This window comes from Blautia sp. BIOML-A1, assembly GCF_009883055.1.
Classification (GTDB): domain Bacteria; phylum Bacillota; class Clostridia; order Lachnospirales; family Lachnospiraceae; genus Blautia_A.
The window spans coordinates 37,372-53,506 of sequence record NZ_WWVR01000008.1; the positions used below are offsets into that span (position 1 = coordinate 37,372).

The 16,135-nt window shown below is 45.3% G+C and carries 17 protein-coding genes and 1 pseudogene; 1 reads left to right on the top strand and 17 read right to left on the bottom strand.

Features of this window, described 5'->3' with window-relative positions; genetic code table 11:
* Positions 1–251 precede the first annotated feature (251 nt).
* From GT674_RS05530 to GT674_RS05550, 5 genes are all read right to left on the bottom strand, one after another.
* Positions 252–938 carry a pyridoxamine 5'-phosphate oxidase family protein gene (locus GT674_RS05530; protein ID WP_330585476.1) on the bottom strand — a complete coding sequence of 229 codons (687 nt, stop codon included), beginning with the start codon at positions 936–938 and terminating at the stop codon, positions 252–254.
* 28 nt (positions 939–966) lie between these two features.
* Complete coding sequence (locus tag GT674_RS05535; protein WP_161284807.1) at positions 967–1,218, bottom strand: RDAC family protein; 252 nt, start codon at positions 1,216–1,218, stop codon at positions 967–969.
* Positions 1,219–1,235: 17 nt separating this feature from the next.
* A complete protein-coding gene (locus tag GT674_RS05540) occupies positions 1,236–1,712 on the bottom strand; it encodes a hypothetical protein (protein WP_161284808.1) in 477 nt (158 codons plus the stop codon).
* Between the two features lie 96 nt (positions 1,713–1,808).
* Positions 1,809–2,027: a hypothetical protein gene (locus tag GT674_RS05545; RefSeq protein ID WP_161284809.1), complete on the bottom strand. Its 219-nt coding sequence runs from the start codon at positions 2,025–2,027 to the stop codon at positions 1,809–1,811.
* A gap of 98 nt (positions 2,028–2,125) precedes the next feature.
* The gene (locus GT674_RS05550) at positions 2,126–2,980 is read right to left on the bottom strand and encodes an FKBP-type peptidyl-prolyl cis-trans isomerase (protein WP_161284810.1); all 855 of its coding nucleotides are present in this window, start codon (positions 2,978–2,980) and stop codon (positions 2,126–2,128) included.
* A 534-nt stretch (positions 2,981–3,514) separates the two neighbouring features.
* On the opposite strand from GT674_RS05550, the gene GT674_RS05555 reads away from it, so the two are divergent.
* Positions 3,515–5,023 (top strand): DUF2828 family protein, encoded by a 1,509-nt coding sequence (locus GT674_RS05555; RefSeq protein ID WP_161284811.1) that lies wholly within the window; start codon positions 3,515–3,517, stop codon positions 5,021–5,023.
* Between the two features lie 194 nt (positions 5,024–5,217).
* Here the strand turns inward: GT674_RS05555 and GT674_RS05560 are convergent, their stop codons facing one another.
* From GT674_RS05560 to GT674_RS05620, 12 genes and pseudogenes are all read right to left on the bottom strand, one after another.
* A complete protein-coding gene (locus GT674_RS05560) occupies positions 5,218–6,840 on the bottom strand; it encodes a recombinase family protein (RefSeq protein WP_118703324.1) in 1,623 nt (540 codons plus the stop codon).
* A 107-nt stretch (positions 6,841–6,947) separates the two neighbouring features.
* Entirely contained in the window at positions 6,948–7,133 is a 186-nt protein-coding gene (locus GT674_RS05565; protein WP_004849804.1) for a hypothetical protein, read from the bottom strand.
* A 270-nt stretch (positions 7,134–7,403) separates the two neighbouring features.
* Entirely contained in the window at positions 7,404–8,744 is a 1,341-nt protein-coding gene (locus GT674_RS05570) for a virulence-associated E family protein (RefSeq protein WP_147593827.1), read from the bottom strand.
* Positions 8,629–9,369 (bottom strand): CHC2 zinc finger domain-containing protein, encoded by a 741-nt coding sequence (locus GT674_RS05575; protein WP_014079457.1) that lies wholly within the window; start codon positions 9,367–9,369, stop codon positions 8,629–8,631. Before GT674_RS05575 ends, GT674_RS05570 begins: the two co-directional genes overlap by 116 nt.
* 47 nt (positions 9,370–9,416) lie before the next feature.
* Entirely contained in the window at positions 9,417–10,889 is a 1,473-nt protein-coding gene (gene mobQ, locus GT674_RS05580) for a MobQ family relaxase (protein WP_074104019.1), read from the bottom strand.
* 2 nt (positions 10,890–10,891) lie between these two features.
* Entirely contained in the window at positions 10,892–11,209 is a 318-nt protein-coding gene (locus GT674_RS05585) for a DUF3847 domain-containing protein (RefSeq protein ID WP_008816380.1), read from the bottom strand.
* Positions 11,210–11,495: 286 nt separating this feature from the next.
* On the bottom strand, positions 11,496–11,699 hold the full coding sequence (locus tag GT674_RS05590; protein WP_004614949.1) for a hypothetical protein: 204 nt from the start codon (positions 11,697–11,699) through the stop codon (positions 11,496–11,498).
* A 147-nt stretch (positions 11,700–11,846) separates the two neighbouring features.
* The gene (locus tag GT674_RS05595) at positions 11,847–12,071 is read right to left on the bottom strand and encodes a helix-turn-helix domain-containing protein (RefSeq protein WP_024726897.1); all 225 of its coding nucleotides are present in this window, start codon (positions 12,069–12,071) and stop codon (positions 11,847–11,849) included.
* Positions 12,072–12,194: 123 nt separating this feature from the next.
* Positions 12,195–12,653 (bottom strand): annotated as a pseudogene (gene mobQ, locus GT674_RS05600) (MobQ family relaxase); the annotation flags it as partial.
* Positions 12,619–12,978, bottom strand: a complete 360-nt coding sequence (locus GT674_RS05605) for a DUF3847 domain-containing protein (protein WP_161284812.1) — start codon at positions 12,976–12,978, stop codon at positions 12,619–12,621. The pseudogene mobQ (GT674_RS05600) and the gene GT674_RS05605, both read right to left, overlap by 35 nt.
* A gap of 380 nt (positions 12,979–13,358) precedes the next feature.
* Complete coding sequence (locus tag GT674_RS05615) at positions 13,359–13,967, bottom strand: ATP-binding cassette domain-containing protein (RefSeq protein ID WP_002593328.1); 609 nt, start codon at positions 13,965–13,967, stop codon at positions 13,359–13,361.
* Positions 13,964–15,928 (bottom strand): DUF1430 domain-containing protein, encoded by a 1,965-nt coding sequence (locus tag GT674_RS05620; protein WP_161284814.1) that lies wholly within the window; start codon positions 15,926–15,928, stop codon positions 13,964–13,966. The genes GT674_RS05615 and GT674_RS05620 overlap by 4 nt, the downstream gene beginning before the upstream one ends.
* Between the last annotated feature and the right edge of the window lie 207 nt (positions 15,929–16,135).

Consider the following 16,135-nt stretch of genomic DNA (forward strand, 5'->3'; position numbering starts at 1 on the left):
CCATCGGGATTCTATTCCTTAGTTAGCAAGACTGTTTCAACTTGCACTGGCTTTTTTCCTACAACTCCAGCTGCTGTTACGTCAGCACGAACGAATACCTCGGATTTCAGGTATCTTTGAGTATATTAACTCACTATTATAATTGTCTTCAGCTGCTTATACAATTCTCCCTATTAGAAAACATTTCTTTTTTATTATAATACAACTGCATTCTTCAAACAAGCATCTTTACTCTTTTTAGAGAATTATTTTCAGTCGCAGATAAGTGTCTGTCTGGAATCTGCGCCATCTTTCTTGAAGTCAGAATTTACGAATTCGATTTTCTTTGGTTTTATTTTGATAAGGTTCATCGGATGCGGCATTTTTTCCAGAGCCTTCAGTGGAATCTTTCGGAAATCTGCCGCCTGTACATATTCCTGTGAAAATGGCTCTACAATAGATGCCAGGCCTGTGACCTGCATTCCTTTGAGTTTGCCGAAACCTTCATATTTATCAAAGATGACCAGGCATACGTTCTTGTTCTTTTCCAGTGCATAAAACTTCTCGCCACCTTCAGAAAAAATCCAGAAGCAGTCGTCATGATACGTATATTCCAGCGGCGTACAGCGCACAAAATCTCCTGCCGCGGTTGCCAGTGCGCAGGTGTTGTTTGCCTGAATATACTCCTCCACGGTCTTTTTTAGAGCATCCTGATCCAGTTTTTTTGACTGTGCATCTTTTTCTTTCCAGTAGTTTGCAGCTCTTTCGTATTCCTCGTGAGAAAGATCTGTATTCTCAGGGATTTCCTCATATTCATCTTTGTCCAGACAGAGTGGGATTCCTGTCTTGCTGTTTACATTGATCCCGCCATACCAGGTTCCTGTCACTTCCAGGATATCGCCAACCTGATAATCCATGGAATAGTCGTCATTTTTCTTGATTACTCTGATCTTTGCCATTTTTATGCCTCACTTTTTTGTAGTCGGATTATTTTTTCTCCAGGGTAAACTGTAACTTTTCATCGTCCCAGTATTTTACATTCAGTCCTTTATCCAGGAAATACTGTTCGATCACCTGATGCATCTCATCATAACGTCCCTCGCAGGCACAGTTTCCCAGTGGTTCGATCCACAAAGCCTGTGCTCCGCAGGCATCGCGAAGGTGGAGTTTGAAATTCAGATGTTTTTGTTCCAGTATTCCGTTTACTTCTATGATTTCGTTGAAAGTGATAATTGCCATCGTTGTTCCTCCTGATATTAAATTTTTCTGAATGGGATCTCCTTTCCATCATGTGATAAAACAATTTTATTTTGCTTTAATTCATATTCGAATTTATATATTGGTATTATTGAATTACCAGTAAAAGGAGCAAATCCAAAATCTGTTTCCAGTGGATTCAGCCACAATGTTACTGTATTATCATTTAATCCGATGATCCATCCTCTGACCCCTGGATTTGCTGCTTCGGAATCATAAACATCCAAATATGGCTTCTTTTCTGAGCTAATTATAAGGTCGTAACAACTGTTATAATCAAAAACGTCACTGTCCTCATCGTCCTTGCGAATCTCTGTTCCATCTTCTCTCAGGTTTATTCCTGTGTAATAGCCTGATATTTCTCCCAGTCTTTTCGCATTTACCAGGATTCCCCCGATACTAAAATAAACGACTGTAATAACAAGTATCACTATTACTGCCACTGTAATAACTATTTTCTTTTTCTTTGTATACACTGATATCCCCCTTCTGGTAATTGCAATTTCTGGTTTTATTATAATCTCTCTTTTTGTGAATGTACAAACAAATTTTTGTATAAAAAAATGAAATTTTCAGAGAAAAAAAAGAACAAATCCGAAAAACGTTTTTGCTAAATTCTCCAATTCTTTACCATTAACATAATAATTTATAAATCCCTCAGTGCTGTATAGCCACAGATCCCCCTCCATATTCAGCCACTGCGTCAAATCTTCAATGTACACTGATCTTACACTGTCTCCAAAAGCATCACCTCCGCAGATCTTTAAATTTTTAGGAAAATAAGCAGACATGCCACCGGCACCTCTTCGATATACCAGGCAAAGAAAAAAGCAGCTACTCTCCCTGTCTGTCGGAATTATAGCCGCTTTCTTATCATTCAAATAAAATTTTATTTTACTTCCACAAGTTCAATCTTGAAGTTCAGTTCTTTACCTGCCATCTCATGGTTTGCATCGAAAGTAATGGTAGTTTCTTCCTTTGCAGTTACCTTAACCGGGAATGGCTGTCCATACTGATTAGACAGATATACCTGCTGTCCTACTGTAAGATCCTCGGAACCCGGAAGCTGAGCGATCTCAAGTGTAAAGATTGCATTCGGATCCGGCATGCCATATGCTTCTTCTGGCATCAGATGGATTTCTCTGATCTCTCCGACTTCCATACCAGCTACTGCTGCATCGAATCCTTTGATCATCTGTCCTGCTCCGCAGATAAATTCAAGCGGTTCTCCACGATCATAAGAAGAATCAAACTGTGTTCCATCGTTAAAAGTTCCCCTATAATGGGTACGGCAGGTTTTGCCTACGTTCGGGCCTGTAAATGCCGGCTTGTGTGAACCACATCCACCACCGCAGGTTCCTCCGCAGGAATGTCCCTCTTCATGATCGCCACAGGAATGACCTTCCTCATGGTGATGATGGTCACAGGTTGTTCCTGCTGAAACCAGTTCACCCTTAAGGTAAGACTCTACCACCTCGTCTGTGTTTCCCTGAGCACCTGAGCATAACTGAACCCCGGCCTCTGCAAGTGCATTCTGTGCACCGCCGCCGATTCCGCCACAGATCAGGACATCAATTCCCTGCTCTGCAAGAAGTCCTGCAAGTGCACCGTGTCCTGTCCCATTAGAACCGATCACTTCACTGGAAACAACCTTATTATCCTCCACCTCATAAACCTTGAAATTCTCTGTTTTTCCAAAGTGCTGGAAAACATTGCCGTTATCATAAGTTACTGCAATTTTCATGTAAAAAGTCCTCCAATTCATACTATATCTATCAGATTAGTATAGCTTGTTGAGAAGATAAAAGCAAGGGAAGAGTGTTTTTCGGATTTTTCTAAACCACAGGTTCATTGTTTTGCACTGGAAGCTATGCTAATCTTAATGCATCGAAGGAACACATTCCTTCAAAAGAAGTTTTGCAGAAGGCAGACTTCACAGACGTTTTAAAAAAATCTTATATTAAAATCAGGCGCATACAGCAGCGAAACAAATCAGCTTATGAGTTTTCTATTGTTACTCAGGTAATCTTTTATCCATGACACAGATAACTTCTGATCGGAGGTGATCCACGTTGAAGTGGTATAAAGAAAGGTATTTACGCCAAAAAAACAATACATATATCAGATGAAATCTTACATTGCGTCTCGCTCATAATAATATAAGTCAAGCAGCAGGCAGTATCCCGCGAGGGTACTAAACAGCTACGATATAATTTATTAAAAAGTCTGGAAGCTTCTGCAAATCATGACCAGACTAATTCACAGAAAGGAGCAGCATATGTCATTTCTTGATAATCTTAAAGAAGAAGCAAGCTTTACAGAGACATTGAACGGGGCAAAAACTCATGCTTCATCCGGCGATGCCTGTCTGGATCTGTTTGCTGTCGCTGGCGGTATGCGTCATCGTTCATACCGTGACCAGATTCATCTCTTTGATCGTGCTTATATCGAAAATCCAGAGCTGGCAATGAAGCTCCTTTTCTATATCCGCGATATCCGGGAGGGCCTTGGTGAGCGTGAGCTTTTCCGCAACCTGATCCGGCATACCGCCAAAACATGGCCGGAATCTGCCAGAAAAAATATTGCTTTAATTTCTGAATACGGACGTTTCGATGACCTCATGTGTCTGATGGGGACTCCGTCTGAGAAAGCTGTTGTTGAGCTGATCCGCACTCAGTTAAACCAGGACTGTGAAGCTCTCAAAGAGCGAAAAGCAGGAAATATCAATGCACATATTTCACTTCTTGCCAAATGGCTTCCTTCCATCAATACCTCAAGTGCCCGTAAAAGAGGACAGGCAAAAGTTCTCGCCTCTGCACTTGGGATGGGTGCCGGTCAGTACCGCAAGCTTCTTTCCACGCTTCGTGCAAATATTGCCCTGACGGAGCGTTACCTCACCAGCCAAAAACTGGACAAAATCAATTATGAAGCGGTTCCGGCAGGAGCAATGCTCAAATATCACAAATCTTTTCATCAGCAGGATGCCGAGCGTTTTTCTAAGTTCCTGTCAGATGTCGATAACGGTCAGAAATCTATCCACTGTGGTACGCTTTATCCATATGAGATCCTGCGTCCATTAATGTCACATGGCCGTATACTTCCACATTGCGAACCTGACGCTGCAAATGCTGCTCTGGAAACTCTCTGGAATCAGCAGACTTCCAAAGTATGTGAACAGAATGCAATTTCTGTGATCGATGTTTCCGGCTCCATGTATTGCCACCGCTACGGAACTCCAAGTCCGGCTCTGATCTCACAGGCATTGGGGCTGTATCATGCAGAACACTGCACTGGTACTTTTCACAATACATTCATTACTTTTTCATCGACACCTGAACTGGTGGAAATTCATGGCCGGACACTTGAGGAGAAGCTTCGCTATATCCAGAGCAGCAAGTGGGAATTTTCAACAAACCTTGAAGCGGTTTTTGATCTGATCCTCCGGACAGCGGTTAATGCTGGCACACCTCAGGAAGAAATGCCTTCCACCTTATTCATCATCTCTGACATGGAATTTGACAGTGCGATGAAAAATCCGGATAAAACCATTTATGACAACGCAAAAGCTGCATTTGAAGCCAAAGGCTATCATCTGCCAGCTGTTGTATTTCATAATGTCAACAGCTGGCAGATGCAGACTCCGGTCAGATCTCACACCAGGGGTACTGCTCTCGCGAGTGGTGCCGGAACCAACTCCTTCAACTACAAATTTGATGGAAACATTACCCCGATGGATCACATGCTCCGCGTCTTAACCAGTCCCCGTTATGCAGCTGTGCATGCATAACCAGATACTGTACCACTGATATCTCCTCGATATTCACTAATAAAACAAGAAGAGGCCATCTCGGCCTCTTCGTATACCAGCAGGTCTTCCATCTGTACATGGTACAGATGGCTGAGTGCCAGCAGGTTATCGATTGTAGGAAGACACGCTCCCGTCTCCCTTAATTAAAGATATTGTTGGGTAAAAAAGAAAGGTCAGTCGATTTTGCCGATGAAGCGGTAGTAGATTTCTACTTCCTGCTCACGGCTTCCGTCCTCGCCCTTGACAGCTTCGTGGACGGTTATTTTTTCAATTAGAGTGTTCAGAAGTTCGGCGGTCAGCTCCACAGGGTTGACATACTGTTTCATCAGGGCAATCCACTTTTCAGCATCCGCTGCGGTCTGTACGGCGGCTTCCATCGTTTCGTGAAGCTGTCTTATTTTTGTTTCAAGCTCCTTTTGCTCGTTCTGGTACTTCTCGGACAGCATATTGAAGTTATACTCGGTTATGCGTCCGGCAGACCAGTCCTCATACATTTTAGCAAACAGCCCGTCAACCTCGGCTTTACGCTTCTCTGCCTTTTTCAGCTCCGCAGCCTGCTTTTTCTTCGCAGAGTTTCTTTCCCTGTCGCTGGCATTGAGCAGGCGTTTCAGCAGATTGTCCTCGTCTTTCTGTGCCAGCATAGACCAGTATTGCAGTCTTGCAAGCACATAGGCATACAGTACATCATAGCGGATATAGTGCATGGAACACTGGCGTAATCCCTGCCCGTGCTTGCTGCAATGGTAGTACCCGTATGGGTTCTTATTCTGCTTGTTTTCCCCATAGGCTAAAGACCATCCGCAGTCTGCACATTTTATCAATCCTGCGAAAATCTGTGTCGTACCGTTTCTGCGTTTCCTGCGTCTGCTTGCAATCAGCTCCTGAACTTTTTGGAACACTTCTTCAGAAATGATGGCTTCGTGGGTATTTTCCACACGATACCATTCTTCCTGCGGCTTCCGCACCTTTTTCTTGTTCTTGAATGAAATGTTGCTCTGCTTGTTGTGAATGCTGTGACCGATGTAGGTTTCCTCTTTCAAAATGCTCTTGACCTGTGCTATCGTCCACGCATAGGCTTTTTCTGCGGGCGCACCGGCGTAGATATTGGCGAAAGTCCCGTATCTTTCATAGTTCAGCCAGCCGGGGGTAGGTACTTTTTCCTCCACCAGAATCCGTGTAATGCTGGCGGCTCCACGCCCGTGTACAGCAAGGTCAAAAATCTTCTCTACAATCCAGCGTGTTTCCGGGTCGATCAGAAGATGACCTTTTTTGTCCGGGTCTTTTACATAGCCCAGCGGTGCATAGGCTCCATAGTGTGCGCCATTGGCAAATCTTGTGTGCATGGCAGCCTTGACCTTTTTGCTGGTCTGTCGGGCGTGCATTTCATTCAGGATGTTTAAGAACGGTGCAAGCTCGCTTTCTCCGTTGATGGTGTCCACATTGTCATTGATGGCAATGTAGCGTACTCCCTTGCTGGGGAAATAGATTTCCGTGTACTGACCGGTCAGGATATAGTTTCTTCCCAGACGGGATAAGTCCTTTGTGACAACGCAGTTGATTTTCCCGTCTTCGATGTCATCAATCATCCTTTGGAAACTTGGACGCTCGAAATTTGTCCCACTCCATCCGTCGTCAATGTACTCGTCTACAACGGTCAGCCCATGCTCTGCGGCATACTGTCTAAGCATCATGCGCTGGGTCTGGATACTGCCGCTTTCCCCCTGTAATTCATCGTCACGGCTCAATCTCAAATATAGTGCAGTGTTATAAATCGTTGTATTGTATGGTTGTTTCACGGTTAAAAATCCTCCTTCTAAAAGAAACAACCCACGCTTATACAATACTCGCTGGTACAAGTATATCATAAGCGTGGGCTGATTGACAGTCGTTATTCCGTATTTTTTCAGGAAGCGGCGGCAGCGTGCTGGATCACATCTTCCAGCAAGCTGTCAAGCGGCTTCCCATCCTGTGCGAAATGCTCCGATACCTTGATACGGACTTTCCCCATGACAAAATACTGGGTGCCGTCTTTTTCGGTAAGCAGGGTGCCGCTGTTTTTGTTATTGCTCTCGTTTTTGCTTTTTGCCATAGGCAGTTACCTCCATAAATGAAATATGCCCGACAAGGGAATGTCAGACAGGTGTACAGCCGCAGACTGTCTCCGTGTCAACCAAACCGTGTCAACCGGCAGAAAAGACTTTGAAAACAATCCATAGGCGCTCTATTATTACTTTTTACTTTTTCTTTGATTTCTTGGTTGACATGGTTGACAAAGGAGAGAAATGCCCCAAATATCAGGCTTTTCCCCGTCAACCGGCTGTCAACCAAAGCGTCAACCAAACTGTCAACCGGTGGCTTTTCAGAATGGAAGTTCCATTTGCCGGGCTTCTTCTTCCGTGATTTCCTGAAAACCGTCCCCCTCCGGCGGAGCTTGGTTGACACGCTCCCAGCCTTTTTGAGAACCGTATTTCTTATACCGCTTCGGGCTTTTGTAGGCTACCCAGCCCTGTATGATGCCGCCCGCAATGCCGGTATTCATAATCTCGCAGATTGCCCGTGTCTCCCAGTCTGCCGGGGAATTTAAGTTCCCCAGCGCTTCCTCATAAAGCTGCTTGGAACATACCCTGTCGCCGGTGTAGTCCTCCAAATAGGCGTAGATCATGCCGGCCTGTGTGTCTTCCTGCATAAAGTCCTGCTGGTGGGCGTTCAGGTATCGGTTCATTTCCATGCTGAATGACAGCTTATACTTCCCACTGCGATAAACCGTCATGGCTTCCGCCCACATCTGTTCGATATACGCCCTCGCCGCCGCTTCATCGTCCAGTATGTGAACCTCCGCCCGTTCCGGGTACACCGTCACGGGGAGAAAGCGCCGGTTGCCGGTGCGGTCACGGGGCAAAAAGTCCTGCCGGTTGGTCGTCCCTCCAAATACACATTGCCGCAGCCGGTCTGCCGGATGTGTCTCATACGGCACTTTGTAGGTTTCTTTCTGGCGGCTTAAGAATGACTTGATTTCCTCAATACTCTTGGCGTTGGCTGTGGCAATCATCTCCGACATCTCGATAATCCAATGCCCTTGCAGCTTGCGGTACACATTTTCATCGTCCAGCTTTTTCAAATCGTCTGAAAACCATTCGTCCCTGCCTGCCAGCAGCCGGAAAAAGGTAGATTTCCCGGCTCCCTGACCACCAACCAGACAGAGCATGACCTCAAACTTGCTCCCCGGTCTGAATACCCGCCGGATGGCTCCCATCAGGAACAGTTTCAAGGCTTCATAGGTGTATTCGTCCGTATCGGCTCCCAGAAAGTGATGCAGGGCGTAACGGATGCGCTCTGTGCCGTCCCATTGCAGGCTGTTCAGGTAATCCCTGACTGGATGGTAGCGGTTTTCATTGGCAACAATCTTGATGGCGCTCTGCACCTTTTTCTCGCTGGTAAGCCCGTAATTTTCTTCCAGATACAAAAGCAGGTAGTTCATGTCCATGTCGGTCAGCGTGGTACTGGTGCGCTCCCAGCCCAGCGGCTTCACAATGTCAATCTGCTCCGTCAAAAGGTTCAGGCGCAGCGCCCCGCGAAACAGAGGGTCACGCTGGAACACCGTCAGGCAGTTTCGGATGCTGTTCTTCACGCCGCCTTTCTGCGTCCCCTCTAATGTTTCCCGGATTTCTTCCGGTGTCTGCGCCGGTTCCATTGTGTCCATCGTCCTTTTGACCGCTTCCTGCGTTTCCGGCGGCAAGCTCTGAAATTCGCTGTTCAAGCCGCAACACCTCCTTTCCCTGTGCGGCGATCAATGCCGCTTTTTCTTCTATTTCTCCGTATAACAAAATATCCAAAAGGTATTCTGTGTAGCTTATCCTCTGCAACGCTTCCACAAAAAGAGGATGCCAGATGGCATCCTGCGGCTGTGGGGCGTGTGCTGTTTTCCAATGCTCCAGCAGGCGCAGATAATCGCATAGCACCCGGAAACAATACCGTTCCGTTTCCTGAAATCTCTGCTCCGCTGATTTTTGTCGGGGCTGTGACCTGTTGTGACGCTTCCTATCTGGCGGCGCATTGCCGGATTTCTCATAGGAAACGCCGAAGTCCTCCGCAAGCCTGACCGCAGCTTCCCGTTTCCCCAATCCATGCAGCAAAGCGGCAAAGTCGATCACATCCCCGGAAGCCCCGCAGCCGAAGCAGTAAAAGCGGCTGTCCACTTTCATGCTGGGCGTGCGGTCATTGTGGAATGGACAGCAGACCATGCCGTTTCTCCCCACCCGGATTCCATAGAATGAAGCAGCCTGCCGGGTGGTAACAGACTGTTTCACCGCTTCAAATACATTCAAATGCTCCCTCCATAAAAATACTGGTAGCGGTAAAGCTGCCGGTTATATCATAGCTCCATCTCATGTTTCTTTCTCTGTACTGCCTGTGGCTGCTCCCTCCGGCGCAGTGCGGTATCTACGGCGTTCTGCACCTGCCGTAGCCGTATGACTTCCTCCCGGAGTGGCTTGTGCTGCGGAGACAGTTCGGCATACTCTGTTTTTAACTGTGCGTATTCCTGTTTCCATGCTTTCAGGGCAATGGGTTTTCCGTCCAGTTTTTCTTTCAAAATACGGCGGGCGGCATAAAACAGCCGTAACTCCGCATCGTGGGATGTTTCAAATTTCTCCCTCTGTTTCTTAAACTTGATATTGTTCAATTCCGTATGAACAGGTTTTAGCCGCTGGTAATTCTCGCCCTCCCGTATCAATTCCTGCAATTCCTTTATCCGGGCAGATTTCTTTTTCATGGAGTCGCTTAACGCTTCAAATTCTTCGTTGACAGAGGAAAGACGCTCCTGCAAATCCTCTAATGTGAGCAGCTTGTTTTCCGTCAGATAATTGACGGCTTCGGCAAACTGCTTTAAGTTTCCGGTTCTGGCTTTATTGCTCCATGCCCCTGCGTTGCGCTGGTTGTAATAAGCGATCAACAGGTCGGCAAGGCTCGGTGTCTGCGGTTTGGAAAGTTCTTCTTTTACCTCTGCCATCCAGACAAACAGGGCTTTGATCTTCTTCCTCACATCCTGCATGAGCCGGTTGGTGGCTTTAATCCAGCGGTTCAGTTCCCCTTTCTCGGTGCGGATGCCCTTTGCTTCCATCTGCCGGACATTAGCTCCCTCGTGGACAGTAGGTATCAGGTCAAGCCCCTGCCGCACATAGGAACGGTGGTCGATACGCACATCCAGCCCTTTTTCCTCAAATTTTGTATTAACGGCAGCCGCCCACTGCTCCCGCCAGTGTTCCAGCGTTTCCGGCTCATGCCAGTCTGTTGTATGGACAGCGTTAAACATATAATCGCCGTTTTTATCCCGGATTCGGTTTCCATCTTCATCAAGAAGATATTCCCGACGCTGTTTTTGTCCCCATGTGCCATCCGGGTTCAAAGGGCGCATGGTTGTCATCACATGAAAATGCGGGTTAGGGATGCCGCCGTCCTCTTTCTCCGGGCTGTGAAAAGCAAGGTCGGCAATCATGCCTTTTGTCACAAACTGCTCCTGTACGAACTTCCTCGCCAGCTCCATGTTTTCTTCCAGCGTCAATTCATTCTGCATGGCAATATCAAAGGAATAGGCAAGCTGTGCTTTTGGATGTTTCTCGCAGTTCTCCACAGCATTCCAGAGGGTCGCCCGGTCAAGATATATTTCCGGCGCATGGGGCGGCAGCATGATTTCCGAAGCGATCACGCCGCCCTTTTTGGTGTAGTCGCTGACTTCTCCATAGTAGCTGCTGTAAAGACGCTCCCCGGCTCGATAGGCTGCGCTGGCAATGGCGCTCTGACCGGCGCTGCGCTTGATCTGTGCGATTGAAAAATGATAAAGTGCTATCCTTAGTCACCGCCTTTCTCCTGCCCGGAAATACGGGCGTGGTTCTCTGTGGCAGACCGGATGAAATGCTCCGCCTGCGGCAGATTCAAAATGCTTTCCATGAGGGAATAAAATTCCGCTTCGGATAGCTCCTTTGTCTGTGGTGCAATGCTCTCAATAGCTGCCCCACGGGTAATCAGCCGGTGCGTCCTCTGTTTCCGGGAACCGCTTTCCAGATACGCCTGCCGGTTTTTCAAACGCTGCATTTTCCGTTTTTCCTGTTCCAGCAGGACAGTGGTTTTTTCATATTCCTGCTTCAACTGTTCCAAAGATTTTTCCATGTTCTCACATCCTTTGCTGATAAGATAAAGAAAGACCATCCGCAGACAGTCCGTGTGTCAGTGCTTCTATAAAACCCGATGAAAAGGGAAAACCGCAGAGCGGATTTCTCTTTGCGGCGAGTACACAGGGGATAGCCGCTTTAGCGGCGCAAGGGGGTGTAGCCACCTTGTCGGAGCGAAGCGAACGCAGGCCTCGGATTGCTGATTTTATCAGCGGCAGAGGTAAGCTCCGCAGGACGCACGATACATGGTCTTTAGACTATGTATAGAAGTGCGCCCTTAGTTCCTAAGGGATTTTGCCGTTTCCGGCAGTCTTGTCCTTTTTCTTGGAACGCTTGGAAAGATACTTCGGGCAGTCAACCACAACCGCCCGGAAGCTCTGTTTACATTCGTGCTGGCATTTCCGGCACAGTTCGTTGTAAGTGATACGGCTGCGGTCATTTAAGAAGAAAGACCATTCCAACCGCCGCTTGTTACTCATTCTTGCCATAACCGGCTCCTTTCTCCGTTTCTATCTGATGTACGCAGATAGGCTGTTTTGATGTAGCGTCTCGGTATCATTTTTAAGTTTTTTTCCCTCTGTATGCCCCTTTGGAAAGTGCGGCAGTATTGCAAGTCAGGGAATGATACCTCACGCTTATTTGTCGCTTCCCGGTACGGTTTCGGAGCCTTTTGCCATCCATTCAAAGAAAGCAATTTTGCTGACCTTGATAAGTCTGCCCCTGCGGAACGCTGGAAAGCCGGGTGTGTGTACCAGCTCATAGGCGCTCGCTCTTGAAATTCCCATAATCCACTGAATGTCCGCCACATCCAGAACCAGCGGTAAATCCTCGTAGCTGTTCAATCTCTTTTTATCGTTCATTCTGTTCCTCCCATAAATCAAATAATATCAATGTTAGCTTGTGATGCGGTGATTTGCTTTAATTCTTGCAGTATACTTTCGTCATGTTGACCATCCGTATCAAAGGCCACGCGGAACACTCTATTTGCCGTTCTGCTCGATGGGGCGGATGGGGCAAAGCACATGAAAATGTGGATTGGGTATGCCGCCGTCCTCACGGTCTGGCTGGTGTACGGCGAAGTCAACCACCATGCCACGGCTCACAAAGTTCTCCAACAAAAATTGCCTTGCAAGAGCGATGTTTTCCTCAAGGGAAAATTCATTCTGCAAGGCAATGTCAAAGCTGTATGCAAGCTGGGCGTTCTTTCCACGCTCGGCTTTTTCCACGGCGTTCCATAGCGTCTGGCGGTCTGCGTATTCGGGCGGTGCATGGGACGGCAGGAGAATGTCGGAGCAGATCACGCCGCCCTTGCGTGTGTAGTCGCTGTACTCGCCGTAATACTCGCTATACAATCGCTCCCCGGCACGGTAGGCGGCAGAAGCAATAGCGGACTGTCCTGCGCTTCGCTTAGTCTGCGTGACGCTCAGATGAAATAGTGCCATCGGCTTTCAACTCCTTTTCTCTGTTCGCTTGGTTGGTGTGAGTAATCGCCATGTGACGGACGGCTCGCTGGACTTCTGCCAGAGAAAAGATGTATTCCATCAGCTCTGTCATTTCTGTGCGTGTGAGATCTTTGACCTCCGGGGCAAGGCTCTCAATCGTGCCGTCCAGATTGCAAAGACGATGGGTGCGTTTCTGCCTTTCGCCTTTCTCCAGATATTTCTTTCTGTTCTCAAGACGGTTGAGCTTGTGCTTCTCCTGTGCAAGCTGCGTCTCGGCTCGTTCCTTTTCGGCTCGGAGCTGTTCAAGGGTTTTCGGTTTTGTCATTGTGATTGACCTCCTTTTTTGATTTTTGGGATAAAAAAAGACCGTCAACTTTTCGCAGATTGCGACCAGTCAACGGTCTAATTTTCGGTATTCGGTTTTTTCAAACTTGCTGGCGGCGAACAACAGTTATGTTGTTTGCGGACGGCAAGTCCACAAGGGATAGCCGCATAAGCGGCGCAAGGGGGTGTAGCCACCTTGACGGAACGAAGTGACGAAACATTCTCGGTCGAGCAGTTTTCTTCTGCTGACCGGGAATGAAGCTCCGCAGGACGCACTACTCTCGACAGAGAGTATAGAAGTGCGCCCTTTAGTTCCTAAAGGGATTTTCTTCTGACCCAAATTATATAAAATGTAGATCAAGACATTTCTAAGAGGTACTCTCAGATTTTCACAACATAAGGTTCATCTTCAATAATACCCTGATCGTGGGTAACAATGATAACCGTTTTACCTTCTTCATTGAGTTCGTGCAATAACCTCATAACAATATCTCTATTTTTCTTGTCAAGTGAGCCAGTAGGTTCATCTGCCAAAACAACAGAACATTTTTTCATCATAAGACGAGCTAAAGCAACTCTCTGTTGTTCACCACCGGAAAGCTGATAAACTTTTTTGTTAACTTCCTTTGATAACCCCACACGATTAAGAGCTTCTTTAAGTGATACTTTAGTTCGGCTTGATTTTTTAATCAAACTTAAATTTTCTTTAACTGTCTTATTTTCAAGCAGTGCAAAATTCTGAAAAAGAAACCCCACTGTATCCGCAAAAAAACTGTTTTTATTTTTAAGCCGGGTAATATTCAGCCCTTCGATTATGATACTGCCGCTATCCGGTTTTTCGATACCACCAATCATATTGAGTAAAGTGCTTTTTCCACTGCCGCTATCGCCGCTGATTACTACAAAACTTCCATCCGGAATTTCTAAATTAAAGTTAGAGAAAATTATTTTCTCTCCAAATGCTTTATTTAAGCCACGAATTATAATCATAAACATCCACCTTTCAAGGACTTTGAGATATTTGTTTTTTCAACCCACATAACATTTGTGAAAATGATTGCCATTTCAATAATGGTGAGCAATGCTCCAACCAGTAAAGCAATCCCGACACTTGCGTTAGATATAAAAAGCGAAACAATGCAAATCAATATCACAACGGCTATATTTTCTAAGAGATTAACGGAAATAAATCTTTTGTGCCTTTCATAAAAGCGATAGCCCAAAACCTTTTTGAGGGAGATTTCCATCGCATTAAGTCTAAATTCCATTTTCACTTCAGATATGATGATAGCGATATCTAACAGCAATACTAATACGCAAAGAGAGCTTATAAAGCCAATCAGTTTCACGAGGAAACTATGACTATAAGTATAATCCTCCCCGACATTCGTCAGCATAAAATAGTGTGGACCAAGCTGTTCTGCATATTTTTTCGCAGCATTACGAATTGTGCTTTCATCGCATCCGTAGATCACCTCACCATTATATGTTCCTGTTTCGATATAACTTCCATTCAAAGCAACAGCCTCATTTGCCTGATAAATAACAATCGGATTTGTTGCTCTTGACAATCCGTCAATAGCCTCTTCTCTGTTCGAATTGAGATAATAAAATTGCTCTCTGCCAGAATATTCTTTATAAACAACACGCAGTTCTTCTGCATTTGGGGTAAGAGAGTCAATTTCCTCTTTTGCGATATCTTTGTATGATTCCGCATTTTTTCCCTTTGGCACGAAGACCACGATATCCTCTTTTTCATCATCTTCAGTAAGCATATCAGAAAACCCTTGCAGCATATCTCTGGCATTATGATTTACAAAAATATAATTATCCGTATCGCTTATCCGGCTGCCTATGCAGACCACCGGATTTATAGTGTTGTATTCATTTTCGTAAAGGTCATTCCAAAATTCGCTCTCTTTGGATTCCTCCTCATTTTCTTCAAAAGGAGGTTCAATCTGCATAACTCCAAAATAGTAATCATTATAATGATTTTCTAAAAGAGTAGTGTTTGTAAGTAAATTACCTTGAATGCTACTGAGATTTGTAGTTATTGTAAAAATCGTCATAGCAGTAGCAAATACTTTAAGACCGTTCAGAAGATAAAACATACCTTTTTTATCTGAAGCATTGGCAAAGGCTTTTTTTACATCAAAGCGGACAAAAGCAGCATAAGGAATTACGGAAAGAACTGCTCCGGCACAATACACTGCCAAAATGAGATGATCTTCATACGCTCCCGATATAAATTGAGAAACAAGCAACTTTGCTAAGACGAATAATGCAGCATATGAAATCATATCAGCCACTACAGCTTTTAGAGCAATCACAGCAGCATTTTCGCCCAGAGAAGCTCGTACAACTACTTCCTTTTGTCTGCGTATCACCTCAATCATATTAAGTACAATCATCAATATGGCAACCAGGCCCCAAACAATGAACATCATATCAGTTTCGGTTGATTGCCAAAACTCTGGCTGCGATATAGAATATTCTTTTGCCAAATCTTGATATGTGGCAATAATGTCATCATCGTCACCGATATAGCTGACCATTATTTCCTGTCCATTGCCTGTGTTTTTTGCTTCTCTAAAATCTTCAAATTCTATTACGGTGATTCCGCCTATCAAAGCCGTATATGTTTTTTCCTCAATATCCATTGTGCTTTTAAGACTATCCCGAACAACGGTATCATCACCATAAATATAAAGTCTTGTCTGATAATTAGAAACTCTCTGATTAAAAGTCGAAAAAATATGAACACCATGCTTCTCAGCTGTATCTTCTGCATTGGCTAAAAATGAATCCATATCGTCATTAGTAGTTGTGTATCTGGACGATAAATAATAAGCACCATTAAAGTTCCAGAGCATATTTTGATATACTTCAGCTTGCATAACAAAAGCAAAAATAATCGTAATCAACAGCAATATATTTCTTATATGTTTCATTTAAAATTCTTAAACCTCCTTTGAATAGGTAACAGACACACGATTGCCCAAAATACTAATATGGATTTTTTCATACAACCACATTCTCTTGTTAGATTCTAATTTTCCGTTTTCTTTATTCGCATAAATTGTACCATAAAACTCGTGAACAATTCTACCGCAACTTTGGACTACATGAGAAAAGTCCGAACAGTTTTCTGCCCGGAC

Coding starts and splice junctions, on each gene's coding strand:
- GT674_RS05530 (WP_330585476.1), bottom strand. CDS start 938: ATGGCAAAGATCAGAGTAATCAAGAAAAATGACGACTATTCCATGGAT.
- GT674_RS05545 (WP_161284809.1), bottom strand. CDS start 2,027: ATGTCTGCTTATTTTCCTAAAAATTTAAAGATCTGCGGAGGTGATGCT.
- GT674_RS05570 (WP_147593827.1), bottom strand. CDS start 8,744: ATGGACACAATGGAACCGGCGCAGACACCGGAAGAAATCCGGGAAACA.
- GT674_RS05615 (WP_002593328.1), bottom strand. CDS start 13,967: ATGATTATAATTCGTGGCTTAAATAAAGCATTTGGAGAGAAAATAATT.
- GT674_RS05590 (WP_004614949.1), bottom strand. CDS start 11,699: ATGGCAAGAATGAGTAACAAGCGGCGGTTGGAATGGTCTTTCTTCTTA.
- GT674_RS05605 (WP_161284812.1), bottom strand. CDS start 12,978: ATGACAAAACCGAAAACCCTTGAACAGCTCCGAGCCGAAAAGGAACGA.
- GT674_RS05585 (WP_008816380.1), bottom strand. CDS start 11,209: ATGGAAAAATCTTTGGAACAGTTGAAGCAGGAATATGAAAAAACCACT.
- GT674_RS05595 (WP_024726897.1), bottom strand. CDS start 12,071: ATGAACGATAAAAAGAGATTGAACAGCTACGAGGATTTACCGCTGGTT.
- GT674_RS05565 (WP_004849804.1), bottom strand. CDS start 7,133: ATGGCAAAAAGCAAAAACGAGAGCAATAACAAAAACAGCGGCACCCTG.
- GT674_RS05555 (WP_161284811.1), top strand. CDS start 3,515: ATGTCATTTCTTGATAATCTTAAAGAAGAAGCAAGCTTTACAGAGACA.
- GT674_RS05550 (WP_161284810.1), bottom strand. CDS start 2,980: ATGAAAATTGCAGTAACTTATGATAACGGCAATGTTTTCCAGCACTTT.
- GT674_RS05620 (WP_161284814.1), bottom strand. CDS start 15,928: ATGAAACATATAAGAAATATATTGCTGTTGATTACGATTATTTTTGCT.
- GT674_RS05535 (WP_161284807.1), bottom strand. CDS start 1,218: ATGGCAATTATCACTTTCAACGAAATCATAGAAGTAAACGGAATACTG.